This window comes from Actinomyces qiguomingii, from assembly GCF_004102025.1.
Taxonomy (GTDB): domain Bacteria; phylum Actinomycetota; class Actinomycetes; order Actinomycetales; family Actinomycetaceae; genus Actinomyces; species Actinomyces qiguomingii.
In genome coordinates this window covers 1,525,597-1,541,401 of sequence record NZ_CP025228.1, presented here as the reverse complement: position 1 = coordinate 1,541,401, position 15,805 = coordinate 1,525,597, and the positions used below count along the sequence as shown (strand labels likewise).

The 15,805-nt window shown below is 66.3% G+C and carries 16 protein-coding genes; 5 read left to right on the top strand and 11 right to left on the bottom strand.

The window, feature by feature from the left end:
- The first annotated feature begins 16 nt into the window (after positions 1-16).
- Together CWT10_RS06340 and CWT10_RS06335 are read left to right on the top strand one after the other, a co-directional pair.
- Entirely contained in the window at positions 17-322 is a 306-nt protein-coding gene (locus tag CWT10_RS06340; RefSeq protein WP_103063161.1) for a nucleotidyltransferase family protein, read from the top strand.
- Entirely contained in the window at positions 312-659 is a 348-nt protein-coding gene (locus tag CWT10_RS06335; RefSeq protein WP_103063162.1) for a HepT-like ribonuclease domain-containing protein, read from the top strand. Before CWT10_RS06340 ends, CWT10_RS06335 begins: the two co-directional genes overlap by 11 nt.
- Before the next feature lie 748 nt (positions 660-1,407).
- Here the strand turns inward: CWT10_RS06335 and CWT10_RS06330 are convergent.
- From CWT10_RS06330 to CWT10_RS06320, 3 genes are all read right to left on the bottom strand, one after another.
- A complete protein-coding gene (locus tag CWT10_RS06330; RefSeq protein ID WP_103063163.1) occupies positions 1,408-2,049 on the bottom strand; it encodes a DJ-1/PfpI family protein in 642 nt (213 codons plus the stop codon).
- Between the two features lie 237 nt (positions 2,050-2,286).
- Complete coding sequence (locus tag CWT10_RS06325) at positions 2,287-2,715, bottom strand: nuclear transport factor 2 family protein (RefSeq protein WP_103063164.1); 429 nt, start codon at positions 2,713-2,715, stop codon at positions 2,287-2,289.
- 150 nt (positions 2,716-2,865) lie between these two features.
- On the bottom strand, positions 2,866-3,624 hold the full coding sequence (locus CWT10_RS06320) for an NAD(P)H-binding protein (protein ID WP_103063165.1): 759 nt from the start codon (positions 3,622-3,624) through the stop codon (positions 2,866-2,868).
- A 400-nt stretch (positions 3,625-4,024) separates the two neighbouring features.
- Between CWT10_RS06320 and CWT10_RS06315 the strand changes: the two genes are divergently transcribed.
- From CWT10_RS06315 to CWT10_RS06305, 3 genes are read left to right on the top strand one after another with little or no spacing between them, the layout of a single operon-like run.
- Positions 4,025-4,309: an AbrB/MazE/SpoVT family DNA-binding domain-containing protein gene (locus CWT10_RS06315; protein WP_103063166.1), complete on the top strand. Its 285-nt coding sequence runs from the start codon at positions 4,025-4,027 to the stop codon at positions 4,307-4,309.
- Positions 4,306-5,232 carry an ABC transporter ATP-binding protein gene (locus CWT10_RS06310; RefSeq protein WP_103063167.1) on the top strand — a complete coding sequence of 309 codons (927 nt, stop codon included), beginning with the start codon at positions 4,306-4,308 and terminating at the stop codon, positions 5,230-5,232. Before CWT10_RS06315 ends, CWT10_RS06310 begins: the two co-directional genes overlap by 4 nt.
- A gap of 1 nt (position 5,233) precedes the next feature.
- Positions 5,234-5,980, top strand: coding sequence for an ABC transporter permease (locus CWT10_RS06305; protein WP_103063168.1), 747 nt, complete (start codon positions 5,234-5,236; stop codon positions 5,978-5,980).
- Positions 5,981-6,018: 38 nt separating this feature from the next.
- On the opposite strand, the gene CWT10_RS16760 is transcribed toward CWT10_RS06305, so the two are convergent.
- The 8 genes from CWT10_RS16760 to CWT10_RS06270 form a co-directional block, all read right to left on the bottom strand.
- On the bottom strand, positions 6,019-6,174 hold the full coding sequence (locus tag CWT10_RS16760; protein ID WP_158247655.1) for a hypothetical protein: 156 nt from the start codon (positions 6,172-6,174) through the stop codon (positions 6,019-6,021).
- Between the two features lie 155 nt (positions 6,175-6,329).
- Complete coding sequence (gene prmC / locus CWT10_RS06300; protein ID WP_233188152.1) at positions 6,330-7,214, bottom strand: peptide chain release factor N(5)-glutamine methyltransferase; 885 nt, start codon at positions 7,212-7,214, stop codon at positions 6,330-6,332.
- Entirely contained in the window at positions 7,211-8,305 is a 1,095-nt protein-coding gene (gene prfA, locus CWT10_RS06295) for a peptide chain release factor 1 (RefSeq protein WP_103063170.1), read from the bottom strand. Before prfA ends, prmC begins: the two co-directional genes overlap by 4 nt.
- 143 nt (positions 8,306-8,448) lie before the next feature.
- Positions 8,449-8,661, bottom strand: coding sequence for a 50S ribosomal protein L31 (rpmE, locus tag CWT10_RS06290; RefSeq protein WP_103063171.1), 213 nt, complete (start codon positions 8,659-8,661; stop codon positions 8,449-8,451).
- A gap of 263 nt (positions 8,662-8,924) precedes the next feature.
- Entirely contained in the window at positions 8,925-11,030 is a 2,106-nt protein-coding gene (rho, locus tag CWT10_RS06285) for a transcription termination factor Rho (RefSeq protein ID WP_103063172.1), read from the bottom strand.
- A 228-nt stretch (positions 11,031-11,258) separates the two neighbouring features.
- Positions 11,259-12,158 carry a homoserine kinase gene (gene thrB / locus CWT10_RS06280; protein WP_103063173.1) on the bottom strand — a complete coding sequence of 300 codons (900 nt, stop codon included), beginning with the start codon at positions 12,156-12,158 and terminating at the stop codon, positions 11,259-11,261.
- Positions 12,159-12,165: 7 nt separating this feature from the next.
- Positions 12,166-13,524 (bottom strand): homoserine dehydrogenase, encoded by a 1,359-nt coding sequence (locus CWT10_RS06275; protein WP_103063174.1) that lies wholly within the window; start codon positions 13,522-13,524, stop codon positions 12,166-12,168.
- Between the two features lie 126 nt (positions 13,525-13,650).
- A complete protein-coding gene (locus CWT10_RS06270; RefSeq protein WP_168190760.1) occupies positions 13,651-15,660 on the bottom strand; it encodes a tetratricopeptide repeat protein in 2,010 nt (669 codons plus the stop codon).
- Positions 15,661-15,805 lie beyond the last annotated feature (145 nt).

Genomic DNA, 15,805 nt, shown 5'->3' with positions numbered 1-15,805 from the left:
CTGCGAGACTGGAGCCATGATCGCCGCCGTTATAGTTGACCCGGACGTAGTCAAGGACGCCTGTCAGCGCTTCGGCGTGGCACGGCTTCGAATCTTCGGTTCCGCAGTTAGCGGCTCCTTCGATCAGGCAACTAGCGACGTCGATTTTCTCGTGGACTTCCAGGAGGGCCGAGGCAGCCGCTTCGACGATTTCTTTGGTCTGCAGGAGGCCTTAGAGCAGGCAACGGGCCGCGCCGTAGACCTAGTGACCACAGATTCTCTTCGTAACCCCTACTTCCGGGAGTCGGTTCTGGCCACGGCAGAGGACCTTTATGTGCGGTGACAAAGCGGCCTACCTATGGGATGCGGCCGAGGCCGCACGGTCCGTGATCGCCTTTGTCGACGGTATCGGTTGGGAACAATTCGCTTCGGACGCAATGCGACGTTCCGCAGTTGAGCGTCAACTCGAGATCCTCGGCGAGTCGCTCAACCGCCTACGCCGAACTGATCCTCAAACAGCAGAACGGATACCGGATGTGCATCGCATCGTGGGTATGCGTAATATCCTCGCGCACGAGTATGGAACGGTGGATGTCAGACTCGTCTACGAGGCCGCTACGCAGAAGATTCCGACACTGCTGCCACAGATTGAGGCGCTATTACCGGCTCTTCCGGTTTGAGGGTGTGGTGGTCGTTGTCGATGGGTGCCGGACCGGGACCGCGACCATCGACGACGCACGTCGGCGATCTTGATGCCCTACTCAACACGCCCCCGGACCCAAGGCATGACCGCCCGGGCGCAGACCCGACGTGTGCACCCGTACTCCCCGGGGTGACGGTTCGTCACTTCGCATGACGGTTCGTCACTTGGCACCAACGCTTCGGCACTTCCGGCGACGGTACGTACCCCTGGGTGCCGAACCGTCACAAGAAGGTGCGAATCGTTGATCAGATCATACGAACCCTGACGCGAAGGTACGAACCGTCACGGCAACACACGAATCCTCAGGCCAACACCCCCTCAAAGGCCAAGAAGCGGTCTCAGTACGTCACAAGTGCCGGTCTCGATGTGTCACAAGTGCCGGTCTCAGCGGCCAACCCGCCCAGCCCAGCCGCGCAGGCGCCCTCCAACCCAGACACACACGCCACCACCACCCAACGAACCACCACACCCCCCAAACACCCTCTGCTGGAGCCAGCGGCTGAGAGCGGCTGCTATGAGCGGCTCGGGCTTTGGAGAAGAACTGGCTTCCGCCTGGGGCGACTGCACCACTCCTCAAAACTGTCCGAGATCGGCATAAAGGAGCCTGAGACGGCGGGTGACACCTAGCAGATCGTTGATATTCCGCACTTTCGTCGGCCTCGATGCCGCCGAGCGGAGGGGTTTACGCCGATCTCGGACATTTCCACCATGGGGCGGGAGCCGGGTCAGGATCGCGCCCAGGCATCGGCGGCCTGCGCCCAGGCCCCGTAGTACTGGGCATCACCGGTGGAGTATAGGCGCTCCCAGGCGTCAGCAACCTCACCGGGAAAAAGCTCGGTGACGCGCATGACTTCCGCGGTGAAGGGCACGGCGTTGAGGCCCGATGCCGTGGTCACGCCGCGGTCGGAGACCACGACGGCGTTGACGTAGCGGTCGGCTCCTCGATAGCCGCTCGCAGCCAGGAAGTCCGAGGAGTTGGAGGTGTGCCTGCGCTCGTTGAGCACGCCGGCCCGTGCCAGCAGGTAGGTGGCGCCGCAGATGGCTGCCACCGGCACCTGCGCTGTGAGCATTTCCCCGACAGTAGCGATCAGTCGTTCGTGTCCCGCGTGGTAGTAGTCCCCTCCCGGGATGACCAGGGCCGCCAGGGCGCCCTCTGCTCGCAGCGCGGACAACGCTCCGAGGTCCGCCGTGGGGGTGATCGGCATACCTCCCTGCGACCGCACGGGTTCGAGGCCATCGCCCACCAGCAGCAGTTGGAACCGTCCAGGACGCATGCGCTCGGCCACCGTGATCTGTGCTGTCAGGTAGGCGTACTCCCAGTCAGCCATGGTGTCGGTGACGTAAAGGGCGATTGAACGGCGGTGCATGGCGCTTCCTCTCGTGTGGCGGGTTCGCGGCAGATTCAATCACGGCGGTCAGACGTCATCAGCGACTCGCCAACGTCCTCGTGGGCTGATCCGCGTCTAGAAACAACCCAGCGATGGGAGGCGCGCCTTCCTGAAGTACAGGACACCGGCACCGTCATCCGTTGAGCAAAACGACGGCTGAGCCCGCCCCCGCATTCGGGAGGCGGGCTCAGCCGTCACCGCATCAAGGAGAGCGCGTCAGTAGTCGCGCGTCTCGGAGATCACGAAATGCTGCTCGCGGCGGCTGATGCGCCAGTTGCCGTCGCGCAGGACCAGGGTGTCGATGTAGCGGATCGAGTGGGACAGGAGCACGTCCCTGCCGTCCTGCTCCTGTACGAGCAGGGCCTGGCCGTAGTGGACGTCGGTGGCGGTGTCGCCGTCGATCGTGATGACCTGCTGACCGTTGATGTGGAAGGAGGTCTTGACGCCGACCATGGCGGCTCCGAAGAGTTCGACGAGCTGGTCGGCGCCATCGAATTCCATCATCTTGGAGCCGTCGGCGTTGTAGACCACGACGTGCGTGTCCGGGGTGAACAGCTTGGACTGCTCGGCGACGTCTACCTCCAGGTTGGAGAAGCGGTCAACGACCTCGCGGATGGCGTCCTTGTGCTCGAGTTCGGTAGGCATGACTGTTCTCACTTTCTCAGGGTGATTCGGGTTTGGGCTGCGCGTCTGCGCCGTCCGGCTATGCGGCTACTTCTCGCGGATTACTTGCGCCGGTATGCCTGCGACGATGCCGCGGGGCGGAACGTTTTTGATGACTGCCTCTCTTAGCCGTCACTTGCCAAGTCGGGCGAGGTCGTCCTGGACGCGCTGCGGCTCGCTGGCCAGCGGCACGTTGTTAGTGTCGAGCACGCCGTCGATCACACCTTCCTCATCCGCGCGCGTCGCGGCGAACAGGGCCTCGAAGTCGGTGACCGGGTCGCCGGCCTTGCTGAAGATCTCCACGGTGCGGCGCGCGCCGGAAGGGTTGAGCGTTCCCTCCAGGAGCACCTGGGCGATATGACGCCGATCGACCCCGGGCTGCCCGGTGACCAGGTCACCCTGCCGCAGGTCGATCTGGCGGTCCGCCGGCCCCTGGTAGTCGAACCAGCCGGGGCGCACAATGGTGTAAGGGCGGCCGGAGGCGCGCAGGAAGCGCTCGGCGCGACGCTTCCATTCCACCCACGGATACTTGCTGAGTTCGTCGCCAGCGGAGTGAGAGGCGCTCATGGTGGTCATGAGGCTGATGTGGGTCGCGCTGTCCCCCAGGGCGTCGACGACGGCGCGGACCACGTCGTAGAAGGTGGCGCCGTCCCTGCCATCGTGGTCGGTGCCGTGGGTGAGGATGACGGCGTCCACGTCCGCGACGAGCGGACGCAGCGCCTCGGCGTCAACTGGTGACGCCTCGACGATCTCGGCGCCCTCGGGCAGCCAGCGGCGCGCCCGCCGAGCGTTGCGCGTCTGGGCCTTAACGGTGTGACCGCCCTGGAGGACCTCCTCGACGACGACGCGTCCAACTTTTCCGGTTGATCCGATCACAAGGACAGTAGCCATGTGGAAACTCCGTTCAGAAGGGTTCGACTGGACAGAGACGGCGGAATCGATCACGCAAGTCCGCCGTCGTCCACTGTGCAGACGAGTCTGCCCGGTGGCCGCGCGATCAGCCAGGACCCGCCGGTACCCCGTTGCCAGGGCCGGTCTGCTTCGGCGTGGCGACTCGGGCGAGGACGTTGACACTGACTTGCACACCTGCTCGCCTACTGGCGCAGGACTGCGATCCCCTTGTCCGGCTAGGTACCAGGGCAATGCGCCAGGACGGGCGAGTACCTACCAGTGCCGTCACCCACTGCTCACACTCGCTCGCACCTTCCCACAGCCCAGACCTATCACCTCGCTCCAAATTTTCTTACGAATCCTAATAGTCTTACTTTTCTTACTCGTGTAGCCTACGGCCATGACCACACCACCAGGACCACCCCCCGGCAAGTTCGCAATCACCATCACACTCGGCCCCAAGGGCCAGATCGTCATCCCCAAGGCCGCCCGCGAACTGTGCGGGATCCAGCCGGGGGATAGCATCCTCCTCCTGGCAGACGCCGAGCAGGGCATCGCCATCGTTCGTCAGGAACTCTTCGAGGAATTCTTCGCCGCCACCCTGGGCGGCGCTGCGCCGCCTCCGGTAGCGCCCACCACCGCCCAGCCGCCAACCGCCTCGCGCACCCCCGGGGATGAGTCATGAGCGCCGTCGTCTGCAAGGACGTCACCCAGCACTTCGGCGACCTGACCGCCCTCGACTCGGTCAGCCTGGAGATCCACACCGGAGAGATCTTTGGGATCATCGGCCCCAACGGCGCCGGGAAGACCACTCTTCTCAGCCGAATCGAGGGACTGGCCACGCCGACGTCGGGCAGCATCGAGGTTCTGGGCCTGGACCCGATCGCCGATGCCCATGCCCTGTCCCTGCGCACCGGTATCCAACTGCAACAGGCCGCCCTGCCACCGCGACTCAAGGTCGGCGAGGTGCTGGAGCTCTTCTCCTCCTTCTTCCCCCGCACCCAGCCGTGGCGTCCTCTCCTGGAGCGCCTGGGCATCGCCGCCAAGACGGTCTCCTATGTGGACAGGCTCTCCGGTGGGGAGCGCCAGCGGGTCTTCATCGCCCTGGCCCTGCTGCACGAGCCCGAGCTGGTGTTCCTCGACGAGCTGACCACGGCCCTGGACCCGCAGGCTCGCCTGGCCATGTGGGACGTCGTGCGCGACATCCGCGACGACGGCACCACGGTGGTCCTGACCACCCATTACATGGAGGAGGCGGAGGCCCTGTGCGACCGTGTGGGCATAATCGACCACGGCCGTCTCATCGCCATGGATACCGTCCCCGCCCTCATCTCCGCCCACGGCGGCCCCGCTACCCTTCAGCTCGAACTGGCCCAGGAGGCGCAGGAGTCCCTGTCCGGGCTCGAGGGCGTGACCGGCGTCGAGCGGGGGCACGGCGCCACCGGCACGCCCACCGCGACTGTGCACGGGACCGGGGGCTTCGCCCAGCGGGTCCTGGAGCACCTGAACAGCTGCGGCGTGACCGTGCACGCCATGTCCACCACCGCCCCGTCCCTGGAGGACGTCTTCTTGAACCTCACCGGCCGTTCGATGCGAGAGGAGCGCTGAGATGCGTGCCTACAAGACCCTGACGGTAATGCTCATCCGCTCGTCCCTGCGCGAGCCGATCGGCCTGTTCTTCTCCATCGTCTTCGCACCCCTGCTGGTGGCGATCCTGGGCGTGGTCTTCGGCAACGACCCGATGCCACAGTTCGGCAATCGAGGTTTCGTCGACGCGATCCTGCCGTCCTGCGCCGCCATGGTCATGGGTATGACCGGCTTCATGCTGCTGCCGATCAGTCAGCTCCAGGCCCGCGAATCCGGTGCCCTGAGCCGCCTGCGCGCCACGCCCCTGAGCCCGTGGACGTACGTTGCCGCAGACCTGACCGTCAACGCGTTCATCACCCTGGTCGGCGTCATACTGGCGCTGCTGGTCGGCTCGCTCGGATTCGGCGCCACGATGAGCGGCAGCGCGGTCGGCGTGCTGGGCGCCGCCACCCTGGGGCTGGTCGCGTTCCTGACCCTGGGTTACGCGCTGGCCGCAATATACCCCGGCTCCAAGGCGGCCAACGGGATCGGCAACGGCCTGTTCCTCACATCGATCCTGACCTCAGGAGCCTTCGTCCCCACCGCCGAGTTACCCGCGGGCCTGGAGCGGATCCAAAAGGTTTCCCCCTTCTATTACCTCTCCGAGCTGCTGCGCGGACAGTGGACCGGACAGGCATGGTCCCAGTACACAACAGCCGTGGTGGTACTCGTCATCATGACAGTGGTCTGCGCGACCCTGGGGGCCCGCTTATTCAAGTGGGGTGCGTAGCAGCGCGGAACCGCAGATGCCGACCGTGGACAGCAGCCCTACTCGGTGTCCAGTTCAGAGGCGAGAATCCCAGCGAGCTGCCGCAAATCTGTGTCCAGGACGTCAGCAAGCATTGCCGCCTCCGCCAGTGCTTCACGCGAGACCGCATCGCTGAGCACTACCGGGGGGAGGACATCGACTGGGCGACCGAGCACGCGGCGCATTCCCTCGGTGAGACCAGCAATCCGCATAAGTGTGCGCCGATTAGGGTCCTCAAGGCCAACGAGGATGTCGAGGTCCGACTGTTAACCGGCATCGCCCGGCGCGACCGAGCCGAACACCCGCGGGGCGGAGGTACCGAAGATAGGTGTCAGGCCCGTGAGGCTCTCTCACTGACAGCCCGTAGGTAGCGGTCGCGACCGGTGAGGTCCTGGCCGGTGACCGCCTCGGTGAAGCCGGCACCGAGGGCGGCCTGGCGCAGCGCGGTCCCCTGCCCGGCGTCGTGTTCCATGACCAGCACCCCGCCGGGGCGCAGGAGGGCCGCCGCCCGTTTCACGATGGCGCGGGGTATCGCCAACCCGTCCCCTCCCCCGCCATAGAGGGCCAGGTCCGGGTCATGCCGCTCGGTCTCCAGATCTTCCACCGCTCCCGCGGGCACGTACGGCGGGTTGGAGACGACCACATCGACTCGCCCGTCCAATTCGGCGAGCACGGCCGGGTCGGTGGCGTCGCCGCGGATCACCCTCACCCGGCTCGGTACCAGGCGTTGACAATTCTCACGCGCCAGGTCGACGGCGGAGGGGGCTTTTTCAACCGCCAACACACGAGCGGTGGAGACCTCCCTGGCAACGGAGGCAGCAATGGCGCCCGACCCGGTGCACAGGTCCACGACCACCGGGGCGCGCCTCTCACCCGCCGCGACCGCGCGGGCGGCATCAATTGCCACCCCGGCAACCACCTCGGTCTCGGGGCGGACGATGAACACTCCCGGCCGGGCGGTCAGCTCCAGCCCCCGGAACCACATGATGCCGACAATGTGCTGGAGCGGCTCCCGGGTGGCCCGGCGCTCCACCAACTCCGCGTAGGCGACCGGGAAATCCTCCGGGGCGCCGTCGGCGAGCAGCACCGGCCGGCACAGCAGGTGTTCGGCCAGTAGCCGGGCGTCGTTCTCCGCCGAGGCCACCCCGGCCCGCGCCAGCGTGCGTCCGGCCTCACGCACCATCCGCCGCAGCGCGTAACGGTCGATCGCGCTCACAACTGCTCGCCGGCAGCGGCCAAGCGCTCGGCTTCGTCCATGGCGATCGCCGAATCGATGACAGGCCCGAGGTCGCCGTCGAGCACGGCGTCGAGGTTGTAGGCCTTGTAGCCGGTGCGGTGGTCGGCGATGCGGTTCTCGGGGAAGTTGTAGGTGCGGATGCGCTCGGAGCGGTCGACCGTACGCACCTGGGAGCGGCGGGTGGCAGCATCTTCAGCTGCCTGGGCAGCGGCGCGCTCGGCCAGCAGCCGGGCCCGCAGCACGCGCAGCGCCGCCTCCTTGTTCTGCAACTGAGACTTCTCATTCTGCATGGACACGACGATCCCCGTGGGCAGGTGGGTGATGCGCACGGCGGAGTCGGTGGTGTTCACGGACTGTCCGCCCGGCCCGGAGGAGCGGAACACGTCAATGCGCAGGTCGGCCGGGTCGATCTCCAGCTCGCCCGGGTCATCGGCCTCCGGCATCACCAGTACGCCGGCGGCGGAGGTGTGGATGCGACCCTGGCTCTCGGTCACGGGGACGCGCTGAACCCGGTGCACGCCCGCCTCATACTTCAGGTGCGCCCACACTCCGTCGGCCGGCTCGACGGCACCCTTCGCCTTGATGGCCAGGCGCACGTCCTTGTAGCCGCCGAGCTCGGAGTCGGTGGCGTCCATGACCTCCACGGCCCAACCCATGCGTTCGGCGTAGCGGGTGTACATGCGGGCCAGGTCGGAGGCGAACAGGGCCGATTCTTCCCCGCCTTCACCGGCCTTGACCTCGATGATCACATCGCGCGCGTCGTCGGGGTCGTGCGGGGTCAGCACCTCACGCAGGCGGGCGGCGGCATCCTGCTCGGCCTGGCGCAGGGCGGGCAGCTCGGCCGCGAAGTCCGCGTCGTCACGCGCCAGCTCAACGGCGTCGGCCAAGTCCACAGCGGCTGCCCTCCAAGCCCGGTGTGCCTCCACGACGCGTCCGAGCTCGGCATAGCGGCGACCCAGGCGGCGCAGAGCACCAGGGTCGGCGGCGACGGCGGGATCTGCCATTTGCCGCTCGATATCGGCATGCTCCTGCAGCAGGGGCGCGACGGCGGAGAAGTCCTCGGCGCTCACAACTCACCTTTCTCCGCCTGGCGCGGGCGGACTGGATATAACGGCGCCAGATTAGACCTTGGGGTACGTTCCATGCGCATCGAGCGGCCGTGGAACGTACCCCAAAGTCATGAATCGTCGAAGTGACGAGAAGCGTGATGTGCTTACTTCTTGCGCTTGCCGTAACGGGCCTCGAAGCGGGCCACACGGCCACCTGTGTCGAGGATCTTCTGCTTGCCGGTGTAGAACGGGTGGCACTCCGAGCACACATCCACGCGGATCTCACCGGAGGTGACGGTGGAACGAGTCTCGAAGCGGTTGCCGCAGGTGCACGTCACCGTGGTGGGCGCGTACTCGGGGTGAATACCCTGCTTCATGTTTCTCCTTGGGGTTTCTGAGGGTCCCGGGTCCCACGCGGGCGCGCGGGTGAACCGGAGGCCGGTCGGATATTTTGCCACCCCGGCCCGGGACACGACAAGGTAGTGCGCCACCGCATCAAGTGAGACCGGCCACCGAGTTCGGCTGCTATAAACATCGAGATCGGTTGATTTTCATAGACGAGCGGTCCGCTCCCATGCGGGGCCAGTGGGCGGGGAGGCGAACGCCGAGGGTCCGCCTCCCCCTCCCATGCGCACGGCTGTCAGGCGAGCTTGGTGTCGTCGTCGGCGTCGGCCAGAGAACTGCCCTGCGGAGTGGTCTTGGAGATGACCATGAGGAACTCCGCGTTGGACTGGGTCTCCTTCATCTTGCCCAGCACCAGTTCCAGAGCCTGCTGCTGCTCCAAGCCGGAGAAGAGCCGCCGCAGGCGCCACATGATCTTCAACTGGGCAGGGTCGATGAGCAACTCCTCGCGGCGCGTGGAGGACGCGGCGACGTCGACCGCCGGGAAGACGCGTCGTTCGGCCAGCTGCCTCGACAGACGCAGCTCCATGTTGCCGGTGCCCTTGAACTCCTCGAAGATGACCTCATCCATCTTGGAACCGGTCTCCACCAGCGCGGTGGCCAGGATCGTCAGGCTGCCGCCGTTCTCAATGTTGCGGGCGGCGCCGAAGAACCGCTTGGGCGGATACAGTGCACTGGCATCCACACCACCGGACAGGATGCGGCCGGAGGCAGGCGCGGCCAGGTTGTATGCGCGTCCCAAACGGGTAATGGAGTCGAGCAGCACCACCACGTCCTGCCCCAGCTCCACCAGCCGCTTGGCGCGTTCGATGGCGAGTTCGGCGACGGTGGTGTGGTCGGATGCGGGGCGGTCGAAGGTGGAGGCGATGACCTCGCCCTTGACCGTGCGCTGCATGTCGGTGACCTCTTCTGGCCGCTCATCCACCAGGACCACCATAAGGTGTGCCTCGGGGTTATTGATGGCGATAGCGTTGGCGATCTGCTGCAGGATGATCGTCTTACCGGCCTTGGGCGGGGACACGATCAAACCGCGCTGCCCCTTGCCGATCGGTGAGACCAAGTCGATGATGCGGGGCGTAAGTGCCTTGGGCGTGGTCTCCAGGCGTAGTTGCTCCTGCGGATACAGAGGCGTGAGTTTAGTGAACTCCGGGCGCCGCTTGGCACGCTCGGGCTCCATGCCGTTGACCGTTTCCACCGACACCAGCGGCTTGTACTTCAGCCTGTTGGCGCGGTTTTGCCGACGTCCGCGCCCGGAGCCACCGCCCGAGCCGGCATTGTCGCCGTTCTCGCGCACCCAGCCGGTGACGGCGTCTCCGGCACGCAGCCCGTTGTCCTTGATCTGCTGTCCGCTTACGTATACGTCCTTGGGACCGGGCAGGTAGCCGGAGGTCCGCAGGTAGGCGTGCTGATGGTCGGCGACGTCAAGGATGCCAGCGACCGGCAACAGGACCTCATCGTCCCGGGAGTGCTGTCCGCGCCCGTCCTGGTTGGAGTCGTAATCTCCCCGCCCATCACGATCGCGGCGCTTGCGGCCGCGCCGACGGCGTCCGCCGCGGTTATCCTCATCGGACTGCTCGTCCCAGTCGTTGCCAGGCCGGCGGCGACGTTCTCCCGGCTCAACAGTCGGGGTGCCGGTGGCGTCGGCCAGGTCTCGCATGAGGGCGGCCTTGGCGTCGGCGTGGTCCTCGGGGGCGTTGTCGTTTCCGGTTCGGCGTTCAGGTGCACCGGAGGCGGCTTGAACGCGCCGCCGAGGGCGCCGGAGGCCATCCTGGCCCTCATGCGTTACCGCAGCCCCATCGCGGCGGACTCCGCCGGGGCGCACGGCGCGCGCGGGTGCCGCCTGCACGGAGGAATCCGACGCCTCCGAACGCTGCGGCAGGTCAAGGGTCAGTGGCTCGGAAGGACCGGAAGGCACGTCCTTGGGTGCGCCGGCAGCGGCGATGACTCGACGTCGGGAACGGGCCCGGGCGGAAGAATCACCCGTCTGTTCCGAAACCGGATCGAGATCCGGCGCGCCCGTCGTCTTTCGTGAAACTGGCGCGTTTGTGGCCACGTCCTGTCCGGGATTCGACGTGGCTGCGGTGTCCGCGGAAGGAGCCGATCGCCCACGGCGCCCGACGGCGGTGGAAGGCCCGGCCTGCTCGGTCGTCTGTCCCGGGGTTGTGCGCACTGCGGGGGCGACGGAAGCAGCGGAGTCATTGGTCTGGTGTTCGCGGATCGCGGCGATCAGCTCGCTTTTCCGCATACGTGAGGTGCCCTTTAGCCCCATGGTTGAGGCGAGCCTTTGAAGCTCGGCCAGCCGCATGGTTGATAGCGGAGGGCGCGCGCTGGAAATCTCGGTCACGAGTGTCCTTAACGGTGTGAGCATCGGCCAGGAATGGCAGATGTATCTGGGACTGTCCCGGATTATCACGGGTGAAGTCGTGCACCGGTGAAGTCCGTGGCAGGGCCTGCGGCCTCGGCCCGGTGCGCATGCGGCGCGCCGCCTAGCGCTGGCTCGCCGCCACACAAAACTCTAGCAGACATTGGGGGCTCTGATTCACATCACCAAGCGTGGTGGATGTGAACCCTTTTACACCAGTTGTGCGCCGGCCAGATCGATGCCGGGGCGCAGCACCGTCCAACCGTGGCGTTCCAGAGTGAACCGGGTCTGCTGAGACAAGTCTGCCAGGACCAGCACCGTGGGCCCGGCTCCGGAGATGACCGCCGGATAGCCCTGCTCACGCAGGGAGTCCATTACCGCCATGGATGCGGGCAACACGCCGCGCCGGTACTCCTGGTGGAGCCGGTCCTCGGTGCCGGCCATGAGCAGGTCGGGGCGGCCGGCAAGCGCCAGCATGAGGATCGCGGCCCGAGAGGTGTTGAACAGGGCGTCGGCGCGCGGAACTGAATCGGGCAGAACCTTACGGGCCTCCTCGGTGCTCAGCCGCGTCGTTGACGGCGGCACCAGCAGGCTCACCGCCAGGGTGGCGTCCACCGGCATGGGTGCGGAGCGGGGTGTGCCGTCGACCTCGATCCAGGCGACGGTGGCACCACCGAATACCGCCGGGGCGACGTTGTCCGGGTGTCCTTCGAAGCCGGTAGCGATTCGGAAGACCTCTTCGTCCGGAAGCGCCTCAGGGTCCGACAGCAGGCCCCGGGCGAGCATGAGCCCGGCGACGGCGGCGCTTGCCGAGGAACCCATACCACCACCGTGGGGGATGCGGTTAATACAGCGCATCTCGAAGCCAGCCTGGGGGGCGCCGGCCGCGTCCAGGCCAGCACGCAGGGCACGCACCACCAGGTTGGAGTCGTCGGTGGGGACGATGCCCTCCCCCACGCCCTGTACCGTGACCTTGGTGGCGCCCACGATGGGACGGACCTCTACTTCGTCGTAGTAGGTGAAGGCCATGCCGAAGGAGTCGAAGCCTGGACCCATATTCGCGGTGGTCGCGGGCACGCGCACCGTAGCGCATTCGTTGGACAGTCTCATCGCGCTGTCACAGTCCCTCTACACGGCGGGTGGAGACGACCTCGGCTACGCGCTCCTGGGCACGCAGCCCGTCCACAGCGGCTTCAAGCCTGCCCACCGGAGCAGCATGAGTGACAATGGTCACCAGCGCAAGTTCGTCGCCGACGTCAACGTAACTGGCCTGCCGCACGGAGTTAATTGAGACGTCATAGTCACCGAATACCTGGGCGACAGCTGCTAGCGAACCGGGCGCGTCGGCTACACGCAGCTGGATCTGATAGCGGGTCAGTGCCTGTTCGGGGGGCAGAATCGGCAGCTCGGCATAGCTGGACTCACGGGGAGCCTGCCCTCCGTTGACGCGGTGAGCGGCAGCGGCGACGACGTCGGATAGCACGGCAGAGGCGGTGGGGGTGCCGCCGGCTCCTTGCCCGTAGAACATCAGCCGCCCGGCGGCCTCGGCATCGACCAGCACGGCGTTGAAGCCGCCGCGAACGCTGGCGAGCGGGTGATCCGCGGGTACCAGGGCGGGGTGCACACGCACGGAGATACCGTTGGCCTGCTCGTCCTCGCAGCGCTGGGCGATGGCCAGAAGTTTGAGCTCGCAGCCGGAGGCGTGGGCCTCGCGAATGTCGTCGGAGGTGATGGAGCGGATGCCCTCGACCTCGACGTCGTCGAGACCGACGCGCGTGTGGAAGGCGAGGGAGGCGATGATGGCGGCCTTGGCGGCGGCGTCGAGCCCGTCGACGTCGGCGGTGGGGTCGGCCTCGGCGTAGCCGAGCTCCTGGGCAGCGGCGAGGGCGGTGTCGAAGGACAGGCCCTTGGTGCTCATCTCGTCCAAGATGTAGTTGGTGGTGCCGTTGACGATGCCGAGCACGCTGGTGACGCGGTCCCCGGCCATGGACTCGCGCAGGGCGTAGACAACGGGGATGGCGCCGGCGACGGCGGCCTCGTAGTAGAAGTCGGTGTTCGCCTCGGCGGCGGCCGCGTACAGCTCGGGGCCGTGCGCGGCGATCAGGGCCTTGTTGCCGGTGATCACACTGGCTCCGGAGGCGAAGGCTGCCAGTATCAGGCTGCGGGCGGGCTCAATACCGCCGATAAGTTCAACCACGATGTCATTGGAGGTGGCCACAGTCTGGGCATCGTCGGTGAGCAGCTCGCGTGGGACGGCGTCATCTCGGGGGGCGTCCACGTCGCGGACGGCAACGCCGGTGATCTCCAGGCGCGCGCCAGAGCGGGCGGCGAAGTCATCGGCCTGTTCGAGCAGGAGCCGAATCACCTGGGTGCCGACGGTGCCGGAGCCGAGGACACCGACTCGCAGTGTGGGGCGCTGCGGCCTCGCCGCCGCCGGGGCCGGCTGCGCCGTTTCCTGGGCTGCCTGCTGTTTCACGGGAACCACCTCGAGTGCGTGCGGGCTCGCCGGGGCGGGCGAGCATGACTCGGCACAGCATAGGCGGCTTCAGGAAGTCCGTGCTTCCTCGGCCCAGAGGACTGCGGCGGGAGCGGGAAAGCGGAGTCAGACCTCGGTTTGTTCCTCCAAGAGGTGGATGATGCGCTCGCGTTCTTGGTTCAAGGCGTCAGCGGTTCCACAATGGCCTTGGGCCTGCGCCGCATGCGCTGCATGGGCGAGTACTTCTGCCAGGTCCCGGTAGGCCTGGGGCGTACCTACGGTGTCTACAAGCTCACGGCATATTGTCAGTGCTTCCCGGAAGGCATCGCCCGCCACGGCCCAATCGTCACGAGCCTGCGCCACCCACCCCACGTTATCCAGTGCAGCCGCCAAGTCACGGCGTGCCTGCGGCTTATCATCAACATCGGCCAACTCCCTACGTATTGCCAGCGACTCCGCGTAGACCTCACCCGCAACTTCCAAGTCGCCACGCGCCTCAGCAACTCCCCCAACGTGGTCCAGCGAGACCGTCAAGTCACGCCGCGCCTGCGGCGTGCCCAGCTCGCTGGCCAGCTCCCTACAGATTGCCAGCGACTCCCCGTATGCCAAGGCCGCTGAGCTGAACTCACCGCGCTCCTGCGCCACATCACCCACACGATTCAGCGAGATCGACAAACCACGCCGAGCCTGCGGCGTGCCCAGCTCGCTGGCCAGCTCCCTACAGATTGCCAGCGACTCCGCGTAGACCTCACTCGCAACTTCCAAGTCGCCACGCGCCTCAGCCACCCATCCCGCATTTTGAAGCAGAGCCGCCAGGTCACCCCTCGCCTGCGGCGTGCCCAGGTCTTCCGTCAGTTCCCGCGCAATCTCCGCGGACTCCTCGTAGACCATTTGCGCCTGTCCCCATTCAGCGCGCGCCTCGGCCGCATCCCCAACATTGTTAAGCGACACCAGTAAATCGCGCCGAGCCTCCGGCGTACCCAAGTCTTCCGCCAGTTCCCGCGCAATCTCCGCGGACTCCTCGTAGACCATTTGCGCCTGCACCAATTCGCCGCGCTCCTGCGCCACATCACCCACACGGTTCAGCGAGATCGACAAATCACGCCGTGCCTCGGCCGTACCCAACTCACCGGCCAACTCCCGCGATATCTCCAATGCCTCCCCATACGCCCGGCCCGCCACCTCCCACTCGCCACGTTCCTGCGCCACATCACCCACACGGTTCAGCGAGATCGACAAATCACGCCGTGCCTCGGCCGTACCCAACTCACCGGCCAACTCCCGCGATATCTCCAATGCCTCCCCATACGCCCGGCCCGCCACCTCCCACTCGCCACGTTCCTGCGCCACATCACCCACACGGTTCAGCGAGATCGACAAATCACGCCGTGCCTCGGCCGTACCCAACTCACCGGCCAACTCCCGCGATATCTCCAATGCCTCCCCATACGCCCGGCCCGCCACCTCCCACTCGCCACGAGCCTCGGCCACTCGCCCCACGCTTTTAAGCGCAGTCACCAAGTCACCCCGCGTCTCCGGCGCACCCAAAGCACCAACCAACTTCCGGCCACGATCCACCAAATAGTCGGCCGCCAACCCCGCAGAGTCCAAAGCGCCGAACGCAACACCGATTTGCCACGCAGCCGCGATGACCTGGACGGCAAACGCATCAGGCATTTTCTTAGCTCTCTCTACACACGCAGCAAGAATAACCTCAACGGCAGTCGCATCACCAAGCATCCCAGCAATTTCAGCCCGTACCAGACCGAACAGAACTCCCCCCACGATCGATTGCCCCCAGTTATACTTCTCCAGCAAGCGGCGCGCGGCAATCGGATCATTTAGGAGCAGGCGGCGGACCCTTTCCACTTCACGCAACACTCTCGCCGCCTCGTCACTCCGCAGGTCGGGCGGCAGCGTGATCCGCCACGCGGATTGATTGCCGTCACCCCCGAGCACACGAGCTTCAGCGTCAAATGCGGGTACGTCCGTGAACTCCGAGTGGTCCGCTGCTCGGCTTGCAATCTTGAGTGTCAGCGAGCGTACGGACCACAGGTCCACGGCCTCCCGCACGGCGTCGACCAAAAGCTCGGTGGGCCCGCTGATGATGACACAGCCCGTTATGTGCTGCACCATTCTCACCCTGAGTTCGTTCAACCGGTGCAAGGCAACAATGCGCTGGGCGCCATCCCAGGCATCAATCCAGAGCACGCCCGGCGCCGACGGGCTGCGGGAGAGCCACTGGGCAACACCTTCGCCCTGTGGGGCCTCATGCCAGTGA